This window comes from Litoribacter populi, from assembly GCF_007483685.1.
In the GTDB taxonomy this organism is placed as follows: Bacteria; Bacteroidota; Bacteroidia; order Cytophagales; family Cyclobacteriaceae; genus Litoribacter; species Litoribacter populi.
Genome location: NZ_VMKN01000001.1, coordinates 3593023 through 3614311, shown reverse-complemented (window position 1 = coordinate 3614311; position 21289 = coordinate 3593023). Strand labels below are relative to the sequence as shown.

The 21289-nt window shown below is 42.4% G+C and carries 20 protein-coding genes and 1 rRNA gene; 14 read left to right on the top strand and 7 right to left on the bottom strand.

The features are described from left to right. From rrf to FPL27_RS15700, 6 genes are all read left to right on the top strand, one after another. Positions 1-79 (top strand): 5S ribosomal RNA (gene rrf, locus FPL27_RS20330); the annotation flags it as partial. 285 nt (positions 80-364) lie between these two features. Beyond that, the gene (locus FPL27_RS15720; protein WP_143962049.1) at positions 365-1609 is read left to right on the top strand and encodes a dihydroorotase; all 1245 of its coding nucleotides are present in this window, start codon (positions 365-367) and stop codon (positions 1607-1609) included. Then, the gene (locus tag FPL27_RS15715) at positions 1602-2114 is read left to right on the top strand and encodes a DUF4199 domain-containing protein (protein ID WP_143962048.1); all 513 of its coding nucleotides are present in this window, start codon (positions 1602-1604) and stop codon (positions 2112-2114) included. The genes FPL27_RS15720 and FPL27_RS15715 overlap by 8 nt, the downstream gene beginning before the upstream one ends. 5 nt (positions 2115-2119) lie before the next feature. Further along, positions 2120-2692, top strand: coding sequence for a DUF4199 domain-containing protein (locus FPL27_RS15710; RefSeq protein ID WP_235893458.1), 573 nt, complete (start codon positions 2120-2122; stop codon positions 2690-2692). A 3-nt stretch (positions 2693-2695) separates the two neighbouring features. After that, positions 2696-3658, top strand: coding sequence for a glycosyltransferase family 2 protein (locus tag FPL27_RS15705; protein WP_143962047.1), 963 nt, complete (start codon positions 2696-2698; stop codon positions 3656-3658). Continuing rightward, positions 3658-4620, top strand: a complete 963-nt coding sequence (locus FPL27_RS15700; protein ID WP_143962046.1) for a glycosyltransferase — start codon at positions 3658-3660, stop codon at positions 4618-4620. The genes FPL27_RS15705 and FPL27_RS15700 overlap by 1 nt, the downstream gene beginning before the upstream one ends. 4 nt (positions 4621-4624) lie before the next feature. Here FPL27_RS15700 and FPL27_RS15695 read toward each other — a convergent pair whose 3' ends face one another. Further along, a complete protein-coding gene (locus tag FPL27_RS15695) occupies positions 4625-5386 on the bottom strand; it encodes a class I SAM-dependent methyltransferase (protein WP_143962045.1) in 762 nt (253 codons plus the stop codon). A gap of 206 nt (positions 5387-5592) precedes the next feature. Here FPL27_RS15695 and FPL27_RS15690 point away from each other — a divergent pair, with 206 nt between their 5' ends. From FPL27_RS15690 to FPL27_RS15680, 3 genes are read left to right on the top strand one after another with little or no spacing between them, the layout of a single operon-like run. Beyond that, on the top strand, positions 5593-6891 hold the full coding sequence (locus FPL27_RS15690) for an efflux RND transporter periplasmic adaptor subunit (protein WP_143962044.1): 1299 nt from the start codon (positions 5593-5595) through the stop codon (positions 6889-6891). 11 nt (positions 6892-6902) lie between these two features. Further along, positions 6903-8273: an ABC transporter permease gene (locus FPL27_RS15685; RefSeq protein WP_143962043.1), complete on the top strand. Its 1371-nt coding sequence runs from the start codon at positions 6903-6905 to the stop codon at positions 8271-8273. Further along, positions 8266-9747, top strand: a complete 1482-nt coding sequence (locus tag FPL27_RS15680) for a TolC family protein (RefSeq protein ID WP_143962042.1) — start codon at positions 8266-8268, stop codon at positions 9745-9747. The genes FPL27_RS15685 and FPL27_RS15680 overlap by 8 nt, the downstream gene beginning before the upstream one ends. A gap of 49 nt (positions 9748-9796) precedes the next feature. On the opposite strand, the gene FPL27_RS15675 is transcribed toward FPL27_RS15680, so the two are convergent. From FPL27_RS15675 to FPL27_RS15665, 3 genes are read right to left on the bottom strand one after another with little or no spacing between them, the layout of a single operon-like run. After that, positions 9797-9958 carry an Arc family DNA-binding protein gene (locus FPL27_RS15675; RefSeq protein WP_143962041.1) on the bottom strand — a complete coding sequence of 54 codons (162 nt, stop codon included), beginning with the start codon at positions 9956-9958 and terminating at the stop codon, positions 9797-9799. 10 nt (positions 9959-9968) lie between these two features. After that, a complete protein-coding gene (locus tag FPL27_RS15670; RefSeq protein WP_143962040.1) occupies positions 9969-10460 on the bottom strand; it encodes a hypothetical protein in 492 nt (163 codons plus the stop codon). A gap of 2 nt (positions 10461-10462) precedes the next feature. Next, on the bottom strand, positions 10463-11311 hold the full coding sequence (locus FPL27_RS15665; RefSeq protein ID WP_143962039.1) for an SPFH domain-containing protein: 849 nt from the start codon (positions 11309-11311) through the stop codon (positions 10463-10465). A 215-nt stretch (positions 11312-11526) separates the two neighbouring features. On the opposite strand from FPL27_RS15665, the gene FPL27_RS15660 reads away from it, so the two are divergent. Continuing rightward, on the top strand, positions 11527-11865 hold the full coding sequence (locus tag FPL27_RS15660) for a hypothetical protein (RefSeq protein ID WP_143962038.1): 339 nt from the start codon (positions 11527-11529) through the stop codon (positions 11863-11865). A gap of 25 nt (positions 11866-11890) precedes the next feature. Here the strand turns inward: FPL27_RS15660 and FPL27_RS15655 are convergent, their stop codons facing one another. From FPL27_RS15655 to FPL27_RS15645, 3 genes are all read right to left on the bottom strand, one after another. Next, complete coding sequence (locus tag FPL27_RS15655; protein WP_143962037.1) at positions 11891-12193, bottom strand: DUF3784 domain-containing protein; 303 nt, start codon at positions 12191-12193, stop codon at positions 11891-11893. 157 nt (positions 12194-12350) lie between these two features. Beyond that, positions 12351-13097, bottom strand: a complete 747-nt coding sequence (gene fabG, locus FPL27_RS15650) for a 3-oxoacyl-[acyl-carrier-protein] reductase (RefSeq protein ID WP_143962036.1) — start codon at positions 13095-13097, stop codon at positions 12351-12353. A 225-nt stretch (positions 13098-13322) separates the two neighbouring features. Further along, positions 13323-16541 (bottom strand): S41 family peptidase, encoded by a 3219-nt coding sequence (locus FPL27_RS15645; RefSeq protein WP_143962035.1) that lies wholly within the window; start codon positions 16539-16541, stop codon positions 13323-13325. A 504-nt stretch (positions 16542-17045) separates the two neighbouring features. Here FPL27_RS15645 and lpdA point away from each other — a divergent pair. The 4 genes from lpdA to FPL27_RS15625 all read left to right on the top strand — a co-directional run bounded on the left by lpdA (position 17046) and on the right by FPL27_RS15625 (position 21019). Further along, positions 17046-18443 (top strand): dihydrolipoyl dehydrogenase, encoded by a 1398-nt coding sequence (gene lpdA, locus FPL27_RS15640; RefSeq protein WP_143962034.1) that lies wholly within the window; start codon positions 17046-17048, stop codon positions 18441-18443. Between the two features lie 175 nt (positions 18444-18618). Next, complete coding sequence (locus tag FPL27_RS15635; RefSeq protein WP_143962033.1) at positions 18619-18855, top strand: hypothetical protein; 237 nt, start codon at positions 18619-18621, stop codon at positions 18853-18855. Positions 18856-18914: 59 nt separating this feature from the next. Next, positions 18915-19976, top strand: coding sequence for a hypothetical protein (locus FPL27_RS15630; RefSeq protein WP_143962032.1), 1062 nt, complete (start codon positions 18915-18917; stop codon positions 19974-19976). A gap of 152 nt (positions 19977-20128) precedes the next feature. Continuing rightward, positions 20129-21019 carry a glycerophosphodiester phosphodiesterase family protein gene (locus FPL27_RS15625; protein ID WP_143962031.1) on the top strand — a complete coding sequence of 297 codons (891 nt, stop codon included), beginning with the start codon at positions 20129-20131 and terminating at the stop codon, positions 21017-21019. The last annotated feature ends 270 nt before the right edge of the window (positions 21020-21289 follow it).

Genomic DNA, 21289 nt, shown 5'->3' with positions numbered 1-21289 from the left:
CCATCCCGAACAGAGAAGTTAAGCCCTGCAGCGCCGATGGTACTGGAGTCACATCCGGGAGAGTAGGTCGCCGCCTTCCTTTATTAACAGAAGCCTTTGGAGAAATCCAGAGGCTTTTTTGCGTTTAGGGGGTTATTGCCCCTGCGGTGCGGATTAGAAGTTTATTTTGGCTGTAATCACCGTCTGTTCCTATTTCGTCTACTGTGGCGGAAAGCCCTGCACCGCCGAGGCCTGCCAACTGTGACTGGGTACTGTCTGCCGCGAGGGTAGTATTGGGGTATTATTGTGTTTTCGGTGTTTTAATGTGCTTCCTGTTTCTTATTTAGGGAATTAAATTGCAGTTTTGCACCAAATAATTATTGACATGGCTATTTTATTTCAATCCTTAACCCTTATTGAATCATCTGGAATTAAAGATCCTGCAGACTTTATATATGATGAGAAGGGGCTACGCAAGCATGAAGATGTTTCTGGTTTTTTAGATCAAATAGAGGTAATAGATTGCAGTGGTTTTCTTGCTTCCAAGGGTTGGGTAGATTTAAAGTGTTTTAATGGCGAACCTGGGCTTGAATATAAGGAAGACCTTGAATCGTTAGGAGATGGCTTAGCTAAGAGCGGGTTTGTTAAATCAGTCCTGCTTCCAAACACTGACCCTGTCATTCAAAATAAGAATGATGTTGAGTTTTTAAAAACAAAAACCAGCAATTTTTTCTCTGATATAATTCTCCAAGCAGCTCTCACCAAAGACGCCAAAGGAGAGGATTTTACAGAAATCCTCGACCTTGCTAATAGTGGGGTTAAAGTTTTTGGCGATGGCTTACGTCCATTGTCCAATTCTGATAGGTTGATGAAAGCTCTACAGTATCTTCAAAAATTTGAAGGTATTGTTTTTGATCACTCCTATGATCCCCTGCTAGCAATTTTTGGCCAAATGCACGAAGGTGAAGCAAGTACCAGATTAGGTATGAAGGGCATTCCTTCCTTGGCTGAGGAAGTGGCTATTCAAAAAAACATTGAAATACTTAAATACACAGGTGGAAGAATCCATTTCCAAACCGTTAGTTCAAGAAAATCAATAGATCTAATTAGAGAAGCTAAAAAGGATGGATTGTATGTTACAGCAGATATTTCTCTTTACCAGCTTTTGTTTAGTGATGAGGATTTAGTCACGTTTGACACCAATATGAAGGTCAAGCCTCCATTTAGAGGTAGGGATGAGCGCAAGGCCTTAATTGAAGGTTTGATAGATGGAACTATCGATGCGATTGTTTCCAACCACAGGCCCCAAGACTTTGACGCCAAGCATATAGAGTTTGACTATGCTGGGCATGGAATGATAGGGTTGCAGACTTTTCTTCCAGGCTTAATTCAATTGGAAAAAGAACTGGGTTGGCCACTATTAATAGATAAAATCACTGATGGGCCTAACCAGGTTTTGGGTCAAAACGATAATGACACTTTAGTGATATTTGATCCCTCTGAAACATGGACGTTTAATTCAAAAAACAATACCTCCAAATCCAATAATTCTCCATGGTTTGGCAAGGAACTAACAGGAAAAGTCAAATATGTAATCAACGGAGAAAAGTATATTAAAATTGATGAATAGATATTTACTTTCCTCCTACAAGTTTGGGCTTGCGGGCGGTGTTCTTGGTGCTCTAGCATTTTGGATTTTGAAAATTTCAGGATTGGAGCCTGTTAGTTATACCTTGATTTTTGGCTATATGGTCATACCAGTATTTATTTTTCTGGGGATAAAAAACTTCAGGGACAACAATAATGACCAAGAGCTTTTCTTTGCTCAAGGGATGACCGTAGGGTTCTTTATTTATAGTATTTTCGGGGTTTTCTTGGCTACCATGATAAGTTTGTACTTGTTTATACAACCTGAAATATTCAACGAATATATTCAGATGAATTTAGACTTTCTTGTACAGAGGAAAGATCAAATTTCTGGAGAAATGGGTCAGATAACATATGAAAGCTTATATCAAAGCTCTCTAAACAATACGGTATCGGATATTTTCTTAGATTATTTGGCAAAAATCACCATATTTGGATTATTATCTACAATTATTATTTCAGTTATTCTTAAACAATCCAAAGTCTAATTTTTATGGAAAATCTCAGAGTGAATCCTGAAATGGAAGAGGTAACAACACCATTCCAAGCAGCTTTAAAAACCGGTGTAGTATTAGGTCTCATTACTGTGGTGACTTATTTTGCACTTTATTTTATTGATTCAAGCTTACTTGCCTCAGGCTATGTAGGGCTTGGGCTAATTGTGGTCATGGTGGCAGTAATCATGTATTTTGGGATTGAATACCGTAAGGAACTTGGAGGATTCATGACGTTTGGTGTTGCCTTCCAATTTGCTTTCATTGCTCTTGTGATTAGCGCATTAATAAGTACAATTGGAAATATATTGCTTTTTCATGTCATAGATCCTAATTTGCCTACTGTGTTGGCTGATACCCAACTTGAGAACACGCTGGCCATCATGGAAAGATTTGGTGGGGCAGGGGCATTGGATAGTGATGCGATTGATAAAATGCGGGAAGGGTTTTATGAAAATTACACAGTGGTTGGAATGGTGAAAAGTCTTGGAATCTCTGTTATCATTTCAGCCATACTTGCGTTGATCTTAGGAGCCATCCTTAAGAAAAGAGACAAAACATTGGATTATTAATACATGCTTCAGATTTCAGTAGTTATTCCTGTTTATAATGAAGAAGATTCCCTCCCAGAGCTTGCCGAATGGATAGGTAGAGTAATGGAGGAAAACCGATTCACCTATGAAGTTATATTCGTAAATGATGGGAGTAGTGATAATTCTTGGGAGGTAATCACAGGTCTGGCTTATAAAAATGGGCATTTAAAAGGTGTTGGATTTACCCGGAACTACGGAAAGTCAGCAGCTTTAGATATTGGTTTTCAGAAAGCCAAAGGTGAGGTGGTAATTACCATGGATGCCGACCTTCAAGATAGTCCTGATGAAATACCTGGACTATATCACATGATTGCAAAGGAAGGGTATGATATTGTGTCGGGCTGGAAGAAGAAGCGCCACGACCCCATAGGAAAAACGATTCCATCCAAATTTTTCAATGGAGTCACCAGCATGATTTCTGGGATTGATCTCCATGACTTCAATTGTGGCCTTAAAGCCTACAAGAAAAAAGTTGTCAAAAATATCCACGTTTACGGTGAAATGCACCGCTACATTCCTTTGATTGCTAAATGGAACGGGTTTAGTAAGATTGGCGAAAAGGTGGTAGAACATCGACCCCGTAAATATGGCTATACCAAATTTGGCATGGAGCGGTTTGTAAACGGCTTCTTGGATTTGATGTCAGTGTCTTTTGTTAACCGTTACAAAAGAAAGCCTATGCATTTTTTTGGTGCCTTGGGTTCTTTATCATTTTTTACAGGATTCATCATTACTATTTGGCTAATCTTTGAAAAAATCTATGGTTTAAAAAAAGGGATTCCTGTTAGAGAAATTACAGAACAACCCACTTTTTTCCTTGCTCTTGTGGCACTTATAATTGGTGTACAACTCTTCCTGACCGGATTTTTGGCTGATATGATGGCTTCTAACAATGTCAGGAAAGCTGACTACAATATTGAAAATGAGGTAAATTTCGATGCTTGATGTTTTTCAGCATAATTATCCCAGTATATAATCGTCCTCAGGAAATAAAAGAATTACTTGAAAGTCTTCAAAACCAGACCTTTCAGAATTTTGAGGTGATTATCGTAGAAGATGGGTCTACAATTACCTGCGAGGAGATCTGCAAAGAGTTTTCGTCTGTCTTTCCCTTAAAATATTACGTTCAGAGAAATACTGGACAAGGTTTTGCCCGGAATTTTGGAATGAAAGAAGCCAAAGGTGACTTCTTTATCCTTTTAGATTCAGACTGCATAGCCCCATCGCATTACCTGAAGGTTGTTGCGGAAAATCTTCAGATCAGGCGATTGGATGCCTTTGGGGGACCAGATGCGGCCGGAGAAAATTTCTCAGCCCTTCAAAAGGCTATTAATTTCAGCATGACATCTTTATTCACCACTGGAGGAATCAGAGGCAAACTTCCTGATCCCTCCAAATACCAAGCTAGGGGGTACAATATGGGTTTGTCTAGAAAAGCTTTTGAAGCAACTCAGGGTTTTGTGGATCCCAACAAAGGAGAAGATATTGAATTAAGTATCCGATTGAAAAAGCTAGGTTTTAAACTTGAGTTAATTCAAGACGCATTTGTTTATCATAAGCGTCGGAACACCTTTTGGACATTCATTAAACAAAGCTATTCCTTTGGCAAAAACAGGGTTAATGTAAGTCGTTTTCATCCGGAAGCCATTAAGCTGGTGCATTTGCTGCCTTTCTTTTTCTTGTTAGGTATTTTTAGCCTTCCTGGATTATTCATTTTCAGGGAAAACCTATTTTACCTTGGTGTTTTTGTATTAGGCCTTTGGAGCGTGGGTATAATAGTCACCTCTTCAATTGAAAATAGGTCCTTTTTTATAGGTCTACTTTCGCTCCCTGTGGCCTTTGGGCAACTTCTGGCTTATGGTGCAGGTTTGGCAAGTGAAAGCTTACGCAAAGCCAGTAAAGGGTAATAGCCTAACCTTTTGTGCAATAGTAAATGATTTCATTTATTGGCAGGGCGTGCTTTTCCACCATTTCCTTGGGAAGGGTTTTTACATAATTGTCCCCAATTACATTCAACCCTGATTTGCTCAAGCGTGAGGCGTAGTCAATTCCGTATTTTCTCACATGATCACGTTGGCCAAAAAGTCGCTCTCTTTCGGCTGGGTCGGTAATGGATTTATCCTCTAGGGTTTCCGGAAGTTGATAAACCGGAGATTGCACAATTCCCCATCCATCTTTTTTGAGCACACGGTTGATTTCCTTGCATGCGGAAATATCATCGTCCACATGCTCCATTACATGGTTGCAAAAAACCACGTCGAATGTCTCATCCTCAAAGGGAATTTGGTGGATATCCATTTTTACTTTGGCAAGTGGGGACTCCAAATCTCCAGTTATGTATTCCAGGTTACCCATAGCTTCAAATTTGTCAATGAAGCAAAGTTCTGGAGCTACGTGAAGCACTTTTAGCTGTTTTTCAAAAAATGGAGTTTTTTCCTTCAGAAATAAATACATCAACCTGTGCCTTTCTAAGGCTAAGCATTTTGGACACAAAGCATTATCACGTCCTTTTCTCCCATAGGGAAGAAACTTCTTGAATCCGCTTTGGCAAACAGTACAGCTTACTTTGTTCCCTTTGTACAGGACAGCCATAATACGGAGCACCTTGTGACTGACAAGTTGAAGGTATTTTCGCGGAACATATCGGATAACAAAGCTGATAATTGATTTCATGGGATAAAATAAATTTAGGGCAAGTTACTAAAGATATAGCAAAAGAGTGTAGGGGTTATGGACTTTGATATTTCTTTCAATGGCAAAATGGTCTTGCCATCGGGCTGGGATTTAGAGGATAAAGACTTAACTTTGAGGTGAATCCGGATTACGTTTTCTAAGTTGATCCAATACTCCAAGGAATTACTGTCTTCAAAACTAAATTTATGGCCAAAAATCTCCTGATAGTACTCGGTAGTACCGTTGTCGTCATATTGATTTTATATAAAGTCTTTTCCCCTGGAACAAGTACGGAGGGATCAGACCTAATTGTCGCTGCTAAAAAAGGCAAATTCAAAGTGGAAATCATGACAACGGGAGAGTTGAGGGCTCAACGATCCGTCAAAGTAATGGGACCTCAAAGGGCGCGTGAATTTAGGCTCAGCCAATTAAAGGTGGAGCAAATCGTAGACGAAGGAACGGTGGTTAAAGAAGGGGATTTCATTGCCTCTCTGGACAAGTCGGATCTGTTTGGTAAAGTGAGTGATGCCCAAGGAAAACTTGATCAAGTCAAGTCTCAATATGAGCAAACGCAGTTAGATACCGCTCTTTCTTTGCGCCAGGAAAGAGACAATCTGATTAATCTTAATTATCAGGTAGAAGAGCAGCAACTGGTGCTAGATCAATCCCAATATGAACCACCTGCGACTATCAAACAGTACGAATACAACGTGGAAAAGGCCAAACGTGACCTGAGACAGGCTGAGGAGAATTATAAGATTAAATTTAACCAGGCTGTTGCAAAAATGGCAGAAGTGGCAGCTACTCTCCGTAAAGAAGAACGCGAATTTAAGCAGATGGAAGCCATGTTGGATGAATTTACCATATATGCCCCTCAAGACGGGATGGTCATCTATGAAAATGGCTGGGATGGAAACAAGGTAGGGCCGGGCTCGAGCATCAGTGCTTGGAGCCCTGTAGTAGCTACTTTGCCTGATCTTTCTTCCATGCTAAGCATTACTTATGTGAATGAGGTCGATATTCGAAAAGTAAAAGTAGGTCAGAAGGTTGAGCTGGGTATGGATGCATTTCCTGAGAAAAAACTTTCCGGAAGGGTGATCCGTGTGGCGAATGTAGGTCAGCAGAGGTCAAATTCAGACGCTAAGGTATTTGAGGTGACCATCCTTGTCAATGAAAACGACCCAGTGATGCGACCAGCAATGACTACCAGCAATAATATTGTGGCGGAAGAGCTCGCCGAGGCGGTATACGTACCGCTTGAAGCTGTACATGTAGAAAGCGACAGCATTAATTATGTGCTATTGAACAATGGTACCAAACAGGAAGTGAAACTAGGGTTGTCCAATTCCAATGAAGTGGTCATCCAAAAGGGGCTTAATTCAGGAGACAGAGTATATCTTTCCACGCCCAAGTGGAATAGAGATAGACCGGTTAAATTACTGCAGGAGTTGGACGGAAGAAGAGAGGAAGAGATGTTGGATCATGGAGTGACCCAGCTCCGGTAATTTAAAAGGCATTGAGTCAGGAATCATTCAGGTTTAGAGAAAGGCTATTAGCTAATTTTTACATTGCACTCGAGGCCGTGATAGCTAATAGGCTGCGCTCCTTTTTGACTGCACTAGGGATAATTTTTGGTGTGGCAGCTGTAATAGCCATGCTTGCCATTGGTAATGGAGCTCAGCAAGAAATCATGGAACAGATCAAGTTGGTCGGGGTGAATAATATCATCGTCGAGCCGATTGTGGATCAAGTCGAGGAGCGGGTTGCGGATGAATCATCTCAAAATAGAGAAAAGAAAAAGTTTTCACCGGGACTACGCATGTTAGATGTGGAATCCATTCGTGAATCGGTGCCTGGAGTGAAGCACATAAGTCCTGAAGTAATGTTGGACACCTATTTGGTGAAAGACGGCAACAGAAGGTCTGCCAAACTGGTGGGGGTGATGCCCGAATATTTTCAGGTAAATAATTTTGCCCTGCAGCAAGGAAAGATGTTCTCTAAAAATAATCTTTTAAAAGGTGATCCGGTATGTCTTATCGGGAGAGGAGTTCAAACCAAATTCTTCAGCCAAGAAAATCCTATAGGCAAGAAAATCAAATGTGGCAATCAATGGCTCACAGTGATTGGTGTGTTAGAAGAAAGAGAAGTTTCTGAAGATCATATTGGGAAATTGGGCATCAGGGATCTGAATATGGATGTGTATATTCCCATTCAGTCCATGTTTGTCAGATATAAAAACCGAGATCTGGTTACCTCCAGTGGATTGGTGCAAGGTGGCGGGCAGAGGTATTCAGGTACCGAAGCTCCTCAGGTATCGATGGTTGGGAATAAAAACTACCATCAATTGGACCGCTTGGTCATTCAAGTAGAGGATAGCAGGTCTTTATCTCCAACTGCGGATGTGCTGAATAGGATGTTAGGTAGGAGACACTTTGGAGTGGTGGACTTTGAAATTACCATTCCTGAACTTTTATTGAAGCAACAACAAAGAACACAACATATCTTTAACATTGTCCTTGGAGCGATTGCAGGCATATCTTTGCTAGTCGGAGGAATAGGCATTATGAACATCATGTTGGCTTCAGTGATGGAAAGAATAAAAGAAATCGGACTAAGGCTTTCGTTAGGTGCGAAAAAATCCGATATTGTGAATCAGTTTTTGTTTGAAGCGGTCATGATCAGTGTAAGTGGTGGTGTGATAGGAGTGATTTTAGGGATCATATTGGCTGATGCGGTGGCAAGGTTTGGAGATTTTCCGACCATTGTCAGCTTTAGCTCAGTGTTGATTTCCTTCAGTGTGGCCGCTACGGTGGGGTTAGCCTTTGGGATAGCCCCGGCCAGAAAAGCTGCAAAACAGGATCCTATAACATCATTAAGATATGAGTAAATTTTCATGGGTCAGACTTGTATGTTTGACCGGTTTTTTATTTCCGGCTTCCCTTTATGCCCAGGATGCCTCAGTGTATACTTTAGATGATATTATCGCAAGGGCCAAAGCACAATCACCGGCAGCTTTGCGAGAAGAGACTATACGGGAAAACCGCTACTGGGAATATCGTCTTTTTAGAGCAGATTATAACCCTCAGTTACGATTAAACGGGATTTTCCCTCAATATCAACAAGCTTTTAATAGGGTAGAACAGCCCGACGGATCCATCGCTTTTCGTCCCGTACAACAAAACCTTGTAGATATGGAGTTGGGCTTGCAACAGGTAATTGCCCCGACTGGAGGGATGATTTCGGTAAACTCTTCCACCAGCAGGTTCGATAATTTCTTTACAACACCAGGTATGCCACAGACCCAATGGAGTGGGGTGCCGGTGAATGTCAGGTTAGAACAACCCATATTTGCCTTCAATAGATTTAAGTGGAACAGAAAGATTGCACCACTGCGCTTTGAGGAAAGCAAAAGAGATTTTGTAGAGGGAATGGAAGAAGTCAGCCAGACTGCTGCTCAGCTTTTTTTTAATTACCTAGTGGCTCAGGTGGATCTGGAGATAGCCGAAAAGAATCTGGAAAACACAGAGGAAATCTACAAAATTGAAAAAGGGCGGTATGAAATCGGGACCACATTTGAAGATAAACTTTTGCAGGTGGAACTACAGGTTTTACAGGCCAAACAGGCAATGGCAAGAGCCCGACTAGATATGGAAACTTCCGCCTTGGGTCTGAAGTCATTTATCGGGATGAATGAGGCTTCTGATCTCAAATTGATTTTGCCCACCGAGATACCAGATTTTGAAGTGAATGTAGGGCGGGCAATAGACTTGGCATTTCAAAACCGTGCTGATGCTTTGGGTTTTGAAAGGAGAATTATGGAAGCTGACGCAAATGTAGCTGAGGCTAGAGGCTCTCGATTTCAAATGAATCTAAGAGCAAGTTACGGTTACAACAATGCTGCATTGAATTGGGCGGACATCTATGCGGATCCGAATACTCAAGCATTGGTCAACATGACTATAAGTGTTCCTGTATTGGACTGGGGTCGAAATAAGGCGAGGATGGAAGTGTCCAAGGCTAATAAGCGGCTTGTAGAGTATACGGTGCAACAGGATATGGTCAACTTTGAGGAGCAGATTTTTACCCGCGTAAAAAACTTTAACATGCTAAGAGATCGACTTGAGATCACCGAGGCGTCTGATCAGGTGGCAGATAAACGGTATGAAATAGCACGAAATCGCTACCTAAGCGGTAAAGTGAATATCACCGACCTTAATATAGCCCAACAGGAAAAAGACGCCAATAGGAGGGAGTTTGTGAATTCACTTAGGGAGTATTGGTTAGCGTATTACCAGTTGAGACAATTGACCCTGTATGATTTTGAGAATGGACAGTTGTTGTATGTGCAGGAGGGGGAATGAGTAGTATCTTTCAAAAAACACTAGAGAAGATTGCCAAAGAAAAGGAGGATTAATCCTTTTTCTTCGGCAACCTTCCCGCTTTTTTCAGAGCTTCGTGGATAATGTATTCGATTTGCCCATTTGTGCTGCGAAACTCGTCTGCAGCCCATTTCTCCACGGCTTTCATCATGTCTTCGTTTAGTCTAAGGGCAAAAGGTTTTTTACTTGGCATGCTTGTATGCTTAAAATTGCTCGTTGATGCGGGATTCTTCCTGTATCATTTTTTGGAAAATCCCAGGTTCATTAATGCTGAAAACAAGTTTACGGTCTTTGAGCTTTACCACCAAAACATGGTCCGTCAAGAATCGGAATGTTTTGTCTTTAGTCCATAATGCCCTCCATTTGTCCTTTTGCTCCTCGGCCAATCCTCCATCCTTTTTTACCTGCATGGACACAATTTCTTCTCTTTTGAATTCCCGGGTGCTTTTAATAAAGGGAGGAAAGCGATAACTAAAATGGGTATAGTCCAGCCGCAACTCCAGCCTCAGGTTGAAAACCAGCCAAGTTGCAAATGCAACTGAAACCAACACCAGCAATAATACATAATGGCCGTTTTCTCCCAGTTGCCCAGTGAGCCATAGGACAGTAATCAGGGCCAGTACCGGAAGTTCCAAAATGGGGACTACATATACCAGAAACGTACCTCTAAAGCTGACTTTGTCCTTGGCAACCATGACTATGGATTAAGGGTTCCCACGTTCAGTACGGGACTAGCGTTTTTGTCCGAGCAGAGTACGACCATGAGGTTGCTGACCATGGCAGCTCTTTTTTCTTCCTCAAAATCGACAATTCCTTTCAATTTCAGATCTGCCAAAGCCATTTCCACCATGCCTACGGCCCCATCTACGATTTTCCTTCTGGCTGCTACGATAGCTGTTGCTTGTTGTCTTTGTAACATTGCAGAAGCAATTTCAGAGGCATAGGCCAAATGAGAAATCCTTGCCTCAATAACTTTTATTCCAGCATGTTTGAGTCGGTCAGATATCTCCGCTTCCAGAGAATGATTGACTTCTTCTACGCCCGACCGCAAGGTTACCTCCGCTTCCGGCGCCTCAAAATCATCATAGGGATAAAGCCCCGCCATTTTACGCACTGCGGCATCGGACTGGAGGTGTACGAAGTTCTCGTAATCCTGTACGTCAAAAGAAGCCTTAAAGGTGTCTTCAACCTGCCAAACTACAATAGTGCCCACCATGACAGGGTTTCCGATTTTGTCATTGACCTTCAGCGGTTTGTTTTCAAAGTTTCTGACCCTAAGAGATATTTTATTTCTGGTCATGAAAGGGATGACCCAAAAGAATCCAAAAGCTTTGACGGTTCCTTTATATGCCCCAAATAGTAACAGCACCATAGATTTGTTGGGTTCCACGATGAAGAAACCCGGGATGACAAACAAAAAAGCCACGCTACTTATTAAGCCAAAAAGATGGAGCTGGTTGACAAAGAGTAAAATTGCTAGTCCGAGAAGGACCAAAGCTGCCACCACCATGATGTAGCCGGAAATGGGTTTGATGATTTTTTCCATATTATTATGATGTTAAAATGATATCATTACAATGTACGATTAATTCTTGTGAAAGTTTACTTTTCGGGGAAAAAGCAGTTTAGAAATATCCATTTTTATTATTTATCATTTCCTTTTTCGGATTCACTTTATCGTTTTGAAAACCAAAGTTTTATCAAGAAAATAAAACTGCAGTCAAATATTAGTTATAATTATTTGCCAAGCGAGGTTATTCCATGGGGGAATCCTTTACTGTTTGGGCCCAGGCCAAGGAGGCTTTTGCACACCTTTTTTTGCTCTATGACAAAACCCACGCTTTATTTGTAAGAGCCAAAAAAATCAAGGAATCCGGTGAAGGAGAAATGAAGTTCGACAGAACCAAGTATTATGTCCTGTTAATTTTCTCTGGTGTATGGGAGCCGAAAGGGGAGTACTTTTCTGACTATGAGGGAGAGCTGGATCTGGAAAACTGGTTTCTGACCAGCGAAGGCCTCTTCCTCAGCAAGCAGCAGCAGCCCAATGAAGATGAGTATGAGTTTTATCAAGTTGATTTGTCAAGGTTTGCCCAGAAATAAATCTGGATTACCCTTTTTGCTTTCTTCAGCGGTCATACGTAAACCTTTTGCTAAAAACGACAAGAACCACTGTCCCTATCAAGGTTACCAAAATAGTAATACTGTTATTTAAAGATGGATTATCTGACCAAAGAGCAATAAAATGGCCTGAGATAACAATTAATCCCATAATACTAAACACAGTAAATGCAAAAGTGGGCAATCCGTTAGATATGGCATTTTCTTTTTCTCTTTGGGAAAGGTGATTGTAGCCTGCGATTAAAGTGGGGAAAAATTTGACCAAGATGGCGATGGCTATAAAAATTAAACCTGTGTAAATGCTTACCATGGAATATTGGGTTATGTTTAAAAACTAATGTACTAATATAAAATTTCCAAAGAACTTTTCAAAAAGTTTTAGTCTAAAGTGAAGAGAATGAAAAAGCCTTTGGGGGAATTGTCCCCAAAGGCTTTTCAATTTATAAATGATGAATAATGAAGTGGTGCTACGTTAACATCGCGCCATCCACCTGGATTACCTGACCGGAGATGTAGGAGCTTAGGTCTGAACCCAGGAACACGCAGGTGTTTGCCACTTCCTCGGCCTGTCCGCCACGCTTCATAGGGATGGCATCTCTCCAGCCCTGTACGGTCTTTTCGTCCAATGCCCCGGTCATCTCAGTCTCGATGAATCCTGGAGCCACGGCGTTGCTTCGGATATTTCTGGAACCAAGTTCCAAGGCCACTGATTTGGTGAAGCCGATGATGCCGGCTTTGGAGGCGGCATAGTTGGCCTGGCCTGCGTTGCCTTTGATGCCGACCACGGAGGTGATGTTGATAATGGAGCCAGATTTGGCTTTCATCATGGTTCTATTGGCTGCTTTTACGGTGTTGAAGCAGGACTTGAGGTTAATGTTGATCACCTCGTCCCAGTGCTCCTCAGACATTCTCATCAGGAGGTTGTCACGTGTTACGCCAGCATTATTGATCAGGATATCCAAGGCGCCAAACTCGCTCACTACGTTGTTGACAAGTTCTTCGGCTGCTTTGAAGTCGGAGGCGTCGGATCTGTAGCCTTTGGCCTTGACGCCGAACTCGGCAAGTTCCTTTTCAAGGGCTTCCCCTTTTTCCACACTTGAAAGGTAGGTAAAGGCCACATTGGCGCCTTCCTGAGCGTATCTGATGGCGATAGCTCTTCCTATTCCCTTAGAAGCGCCGGTGATCAGCGCGGTTTTTCCTGATAATAATCCCATATTTCTTTTTGGTTGGTTTCAAATGAAGGTCAAAAATAAGGAAATATCACTAAAAAGGGACACAGAGTTAAAAGGAGTTTCAAAACGGAGTCTCACAGAGCTACTTCGCGGACAAGTTTCACGCGGGGGGGCGCAGCACTTTTCGCAACGGGCGCAGCGTTAATACGGAAATAAAAAAAGGCTACCCGGTTAATCCGGATAGCCTTCTTAATGCCTGAAGCAATATCATCTTTTTTCAGCAACCTTAACCTCTTTCAGCAGTTCCTCCACAGCCCTTTCAAGCTGTTGGTCTTGGCCTTTGTCCACTTTACCAGGTTCGTTTTTGACCTGGATGTCGGGGTCGAGCTGTTTGTTTTCCAGCAGGTCACCTTCCATATCTTGAACGCCGACCTGGGGAATGCCAAAAACTAGGTTGGGGTTGATTTGGGTTTCCCACCATACTGCTGTGGTGGTGCCGGGTACCGGCATGCCAATGGTTTTGCCGATGTTCAAAGCCTTGTAGGCGACCGGGAAGAAGTGGGCATCGGAATAATTGCCTTCGCCCATCAACACTACAGAGGGCTTTGCCCATTTGTTTTGTGGCTCGGAGCCTATTACTTGCCCCCTAGGGTAGAGGGTCACGTATTTTTCCCCGCTCAGCAAAGTTGCCAGATCATCATGAAGCCAGCCGCCACCGTTGAACCTGGTGTCCACGATAACTGCTTCCTTGTCGTAGTACCTGCCCATCAGTTCGGCAAATACCTCCCTGAAGCTTGGGCTGTTCATGCCCCTCACGTGGACATAACCCAAGCGGCCGTCAGAAAGCCTTTCGGTTTCTGCGCGACGGCTTTTAACCCATCTCTGGTAAAGCAGTTCACTTTCCTGACCCTGCGAAATGGGTCGAACGGCAACATCCCGGGCGTTTCCATTGCCAGTTCTGACAGTCAGCAACACCGCCTTATCGGCTTTTCGGTTGAGCAAAGGGTAGTAGTTCATGCCTTCGGTGATCTCCACACCGTCGATTTTTTCGATGATGTCTCCTGCTGATATCCTGCCAGTTGCTTTTTCCAATGGAGACTTGTCGATCACTTCAAGTATTTTCAGGCCTTTTCCGGTGTGGTTTGGGTCGTAGAATGCCCCGAGAGATGCGGTTTGATCACCTTTGCTGTCCTTATGGCTATAGCGCATGCCGGTATGGGAGGCGTTTAGCTCACCGAGCAGTTCGGAACTCATTTCTGCAAAATCATAATCATTGTTGATATGGGGCAGGAAACGCTCATAATTTTCTTTCATGCTTTCCCAGTCCACCCCATGGAGGTCAGTCACATAAAATTTCTCTCTAACCTGCCGCCACATGTGGTCAAAGATGTATTCCCGCTCGGCAGGAGTGTTGAGATCCATTTGGGCGGCAAAGGAAACGTCCTTGGAGGTTCCGTCCTCGAGTTTCACCTTTTTGATGCCCTTGCTGGTCTGTATAAAGGCATTTTCGCCTTTTTTGTCTAGGTACAGCTCGGAGGCATTGGCTTCCAGTTTGGTAAGCACCTTGGTCTTCTTTTCGATAAGATCGGTTTCCCAAAGGTCATGGCCATTTTCATAATAGGAAAGATAATAAAGATTTTTGCCGTCTGGGGAAAGGACCGCATCTGATAAGCTGCTGCTATTTGGCGTGATGCGGACTACCCTGTCCTCAAGATTTTTTAACTGGATATTGATGGGATTTGCAGGCTTATCTTTTTCATCGTTTTCACCATTCTTCTTTTCTTCTTTCTCCCTTTCTTCCAACAAGGTAAACTCATCCTTGCTCAGCTTGAAGCGGTCAAAAGTCTCCTGATTGAGGTACATGGCGAAGATGTCTCCTTGTGAACCCCAGCTGCCATGGGAGCGGAAGCCCATTTTGTCGGTGTGCCAGGTGATGACGTTTCCCTCATATCCCCATTTGGGCATGTCGTCGATGTATCCGCTTTGGGTGATATTGACCACAGGCTCTTTGCCGGAGACATCTACCAGGCCAACTTCCGTCACCCATCTTTCTTTCTCAATAAAAGTCACCAAAAGCCACTTGCTGTCCGGTGACCATTCGAAATACTGGTCACCATCTGAATAGGAGTAATTTTTGTCCCCAGGCAAAACGGTGCGAACTTGCTTGCTTTCGAGATTGAGTATTTTGAGCGTGGTGCGGTCTTCAAGGAAAGCTACTTCCTTTCCGTCGGGAGAATATTTGGGTTGGAATGTTTCTCTGTCTGTCTCCAAGAGCGGGGTTTCCTCCAGTATGGTGGAAATATAGAAATATGGTTCCTCACCGCTTCGTCGGATTTTGCTTTCATAAAGGTTCCAGCTGCCATTCCTTTCAGCGGCATAAAGTAGCTTTTTGCCGTCCGGGCTGAAGGTAACCGACCTTTCCTGTTCAGGTGTGTTGGTGATCCTTTTGGTGGTATTAGATTCTGTATTGGTTACAAAAACCTCCCCGCGCACAATGAAAGCAACTTCTTTCCCATCAGGGGAAACGGCCATCTCAGTGGCGCCATTGGTAAGCGTTTCAGGGGAAATTGCCACCGATTTTTCGTCAAAAGGAATTTGTATGGAGACCTTATGCGGTTCATGGCCTTCCTTGAAGGTGTAGATTTCGCCATTATAGCCAAAGGTGAGGGTATTGTCGCCGGCAATGGACAAGAACCTTACTGGGTGGGTTTCAAAGTCGGTTATTTGCTGCCGCGATTCAGGGTTTTCCAGATCAAGTTTCCAAACGTTGGAACTGCCGCCTTCCTCGCTAAGGTAGTAGACGGTTTTTTCGTCGGCTGACCAGACCGGGCTGCGGTCTTCGCCTTCAAAGGTGGTCAGCTGTATATGTGAGTCTTTTTCAGCATCGTAAAGCCAGATGTCCCTGGTGATGGCTGAGGTGTGTTTTTTTCTCCAAGTGTCTTCATATCCCTTCAAGTCTTGATAAAGGAATTTGTTGCCGGCCTTGTTCGGTTGAACCTCGTCCATGGGAATGGACAGGAGCTGTTTGGGGAGTTTGCCGTCAAGGCTAACCAAGTAGAGTTCTTGGAACCGGCCATATGGGAAATGGGAGGATTCCTGTGCGGGAAGTCTCGAACTGGTAAAAATGACCCCTTGAGAATTGAAGGCCGCCGGATAGTCGTTAGTGGAGTGGTAGGTCAGCCTTTCGGGCCGGCCGAATTCCGCATCGGCTACAAAGACGTCAAAGTTGCCATGCCTGTCGGAGGCAAAGGCTATTTTTTCACCGTCCTCAGACCAGGTGGGCCTGAATTCGTAGCCGGGGTGAGTGGTCACGGGAATGGCCCTTCCGCCAGTGGAGGGAACTTTGTAAATATCGCCCTTATAGGTGAAGGCAATGTCTTTTCCATCCGGGCTGATGGCCGGATAGCGCATCCACAGCGAGTCCTCCTGGGCAAATGCCTGTGTGGAGATGAGCGCAAGGAGAAAAATTCCTAATCTGTTTTTCATATGTTGGGTTTTTGATAATTCCAGCTTTAATATAATGCAAGGGAGGGAAAAGACCTAGGGAATCGTGTAGGGGTTTGGAAGACCGAAAAGGAATACAGAGTTTCGCAGAGTTTGAAAAAGAGTTTCACAGAGACTTCTTCGTTCTATAGCAATTCAGGAAGTTGAAGGGAAAACTGTCAAGGGAATGTAGGCAGACGAGAGGGTATTTTTAACTTAACCAGGTTTTTTAACTTGCGTTTCTAGCATGTAAAAAGATACACCCAATAGTTAGAAAAAACCTGTAATAAGATTATTGAAGAGTTGATTGTTTGATTGAAACCACTGCAGCTTTGTGAAGATTTTTAAAAATCATCAATTATAAAATTTTCGCTCGTAAAAATCTAAAACATAACATTCTGTCGCTGATTTTCAAACTGAACTGCAGAACTTCGAAACTTAATTTTTTTCTGTGGGCAAAAAGCTTATTTTTGCATAGCTAATCAGAAATAACAAAACTTTACATATATGTCTTCAACAAAATTTGATGTAATCGTAGTAGGAAGTGGTCCAGGGGGCTATGTGGCTGCCATTCGTGCTTCCCAATTGGGATTGAAAACTGCCGTAGTGGAAGCTGCTGAATTGGGTGGTATCTGCCTTAACTGGGGTTGTATTCCGACCAAGGCCTTGTTAAAAAGTGCTCAGGTTTTTGAATACATCAACCATGCTGCCGATTACGGAATCAAGGTAGAAGAAGCCAGTACCGATTTTGAAGGAATGGTGAAGAGAAGCCGTGGTGTAGCGGACGGAATGAGCAAAGGCATCCAGTTTCTTTTGAAAAAGAACAAAATCGAGCAACTGTTGGGCTGGGGCAAAGTGAAGCCCGGCAAAAAAGTGGAGGTTGAAGATAAAGAAGGTAAGAAAACTACTTATTCTGCCGATAATATCATTATAGCCACTGGAGCAAGATCAAGAGAGCTTCCCGCTTTAAAAATCGACAATGAAAAGATTATCGGCTATAGAAAGGCGATGACCCTGGAAAAGCAGCCTAAGAAAATGGTTGTGGTAGGTTCAGGAGCAATCGGCGTGGAGTTCGCTTATTTCTATAATGCCTTGGGTACAGATGTGACCATTGTTGAGTTTATGGATAGGATTGTGCCGGTTGAAGATGAAGAGGTTTCCAAAGCATTGGAGAAGAACTTCAAGAAGGCAGGCATCAAGGTGATGACTGGTTCTGAAGTTACAGCTGTAGATACTAAGGGCAAAGGCTGTAAGGTAAGTGTTAAAGGTAAAAAAGGCGAGGAGACCATTGAGTGCGACGTAGTGCTTTCTGCTGTCGGTATCGCTGCAAATATAGAAAACTGCGGTTTGGAGGATGTTGGTATCCTTGTAGACCGCGGAAGAATCAAAGTTGACGAGTTCTACAAGACCAACATGCCGGGCTACTATGCTATTGGTGACGTAATTCCTGGACCTGCTTTGGCGCACGTGGCTTCTGCAGAAGGAATTATCTGTGTGGAGAAAATCGCAGGACAAAACCCTGATCCATTGGATTACAATAATATCCCGGGCTGTACTTACTGCTCTCCAGAGGTTTCCTCTGTAGGCTACACTGAAAAAGCGGCCAAAGAGGCCGGTTATGAAGTGAAAGTAGGTAAGTTTCCATTCTCCGCTTCTGGTAAGGCGTCTGCTGCAGGAGCAAAAGATGGCTTTGTAAAATTGATTTTCGATGCCAAATACGGCGAATTGTTGGGAGGCCACATGATCGGAGCAAACGTCACTGAGATGATTGCTGAAATCGTAGCCATCCGAAAACTGGAAACAACAGGTCATGAATTGATCAAAACCGTCCACCCTCACCCAACCATGTCTGAGGCGATAATGGAAGCAGCTGCGGCGGCTTATGATGAAGTGATCCACCTTTAAAATCAATTTGTAATTGAACTAAAACTAAAAAAATCAGGAAGAAATGCTTGATTTTTTTAGTTTTGTTTTGATATATGTTTTTTTTTTTAGGTTTATAGAAATCTTTTTTACCGGTAGTTTTTGATTGGGCCAAATGACCCTGCCTACATTTTGTTATGGGTCTTAAATTTTTATTATGGATAAATTTTTGATTAAATTCAGTGTTTTGTCCCTCTTTGTTTTCTGTTTAGGACTCTACCCGAGTTCTGTAAAAGGTCAAGGGACTGTTATTTGCGAATATTTGGGAACAATCTATGGCTGCGAAGTATATAAGTGCGGTGATTGTTTTATGGCTGGCTGTGGAACGGATGGTGGTGCATTATCCTGTCCTGACCCTGATCCTGATCCTAATGATCCTGGAACAGGGAATTAATAAAAATTGATTTTATAATGATACAGCGCTGTATTTATTTTGTTACTATCTGCCTATTTATGTCCTGTTCCTCGAGACAAACGGCAGATCTTGATTATGCGGAGGTCAACCTGATGGTTGTGGACACAGTTAAGGTAAGTGATGAGTTAGGATTTTTTCAAAAACCTTCTAAAGTAGAATTGATCGCAGATTCCATTCTCATTGCATCTAGTATTTTTAATGGCATTTCTGTTTATGACATAGCCGATGGGAGGCAATTGAATTATTTGGGTTTAAAAGGAGAATATGGCAGCAGCCTGTTTTACTCTTCTTTTATGGTTAGAAATTATCCGAATATTGAAATTCTAGATGGGTTTAAGGGACGGTTGTGGAAAATCAATTTGGATAAGAAAGCAGATATGGAGTCAATCTCTTTGGCAATTCCAGAGGGGTATAAGGTTAAGGCATTAGATCCTGTATTTTTATGGAGGAATGGTGTATACCATATTGAATTAGTGCCTGATGGGGTTCCTGTTACCCATAAGGATTTTTATCGCTTGTCTGGTAAATTCTTGGGCACTTTTGACCTTGAAGGCAAGTTTATTGACAGATATGTTGAATATCCTGCAAAATTAACCTCCCAGGGAAATTACATTTACCCAATCAATTACCATAGGGTAGGAGGTAATGATACGAATCTGATAATGTCTTTTCCTTCGGAAAACTCAATTAAAATGTATGCGAAGGATTTTAGCCAAAAACCTCTAACAGAGGTGAATTTCCCTGATTTTCTTGGACTCGATTTTGCTCCTGTATTGTTGGAAAAAGAGTTTAATCCTAGATTAACTTCAGTTGCGGAAAGGGTGGAGCCAGCAATTTTCGATGCCATAATGGTTTCCGGCGAGAAAGTCTTTATTTCCACTGTAGCGAAAAATAATTCCGACTTAGGTAATTTAGGATTAAAAACCAATTTGCTAATATTTGATTATGAGGGCAAAAAATGGAGTGCGACTTATCCGCTTCAGGACTTTTTTGAGTTGGGGAAACTTGCAGGTATAGTGGGTGATACACTATATTTTTTTGAAGCTAGTCTTGTGAATTCAGATGAAAAGAAAATTTACAAGGTTGTGGTGGGAGATTAATTTTAAATTGAATAAGGTGAGAGATTGAATAACAGGTGTAATTTTAATAACTCAGCTTACAGAGAACCCTGCCAATTTTATTGGTGGGGTTTTATTTTGACCGCCCCTAAAAAACTCCTGAGCAAATAATCGTAAATTATCTATATTCAAGCATGAAAAGGCCTATTCTAATAATCTTGACAGCTTTCTTTTTCTCATGCGGAGCTTCCCAGGAAATAAGTCTGCATGGGGATAATTTTATCGCTTTACAATCTCCGAATGAGGCCAAGGAATATTTCACTTGGGATCCAGCGAGAAAACCTACTGTTAGTGCACACCGTGGTGGTCCTTATCCTGGTTTTCCGGAAAATGCGATTGAGACTTTTAATAATACGCTATCCAATACAGCGGCAATTATTGAGTTTGACGTGGCGCTGACCAAGGATTCGGTTCTTGTACTTATGCATGACAATACCCTGGACAGGACCACCAATGGTTCCGGTAAAGTTAGAGATTATTCTTTTGAGGAAATCAGAAAACTCAGACTGGTAGACAACGATGGAAAGGAATCAAAATTCAAAGTTCCAACCTTGAGGGAAGCTTTGGAATGGAGTAAAGGAAAGGCGATCTTGACAGTGGATGTTAAAAGAGGTGTGCCTTTCGAAATGGTTGTTTCAGAAATTGAGGAAACGGGTACAGTGGCCAATGCTGCTGTGATTACTTATAATCTTACTGATGCCCAAAAAGTGCATGAGCTAAATCCTGATTTGATGCTTTCTGTCACTATAAGAAATGAAGAGGAAATTCAAAGGCTTGAAGAAATAGGCATTCCTTGGGATAATGTTATAGCCTTTACAGGCCTATCTGAAAGAACCAGGGAGTTTAACCAGAGGCTGCATGAAAGGGGAGTTTTTACAATTTTGGGAGTTATGGGTAACTTGGACAAAATGGCCGAGGCGAGAGGGGATGAGATTTATGTGAAGTTTGTGCAGAATGGAGCGGATATTTTGGCCACTGATAGGCCGATTGAGGCGGCGATGGCATTGAGGAAATACGATGAATGATGAATGGCAAAGTACGAGGAATGAAGTACGAAGCAAAAACAGCTTAACAAGGCGATAAAATTTAGCGGTGTACTTAGTACTTGGTATCAAAAAATGATGAACGCCGAATGATGAATAATGAATAATGAAGTTGTGTATGTCCCTGATATAGGTTGACCACTTTTACTCAATTCTATATCATGAAAGCAAACTTAAAATCCATCAACAAGACAAGGCAATTCAGTGTGGAGTTCAAGAAATCAATTGTTGCCGAATTTGAAAAAGGTAACT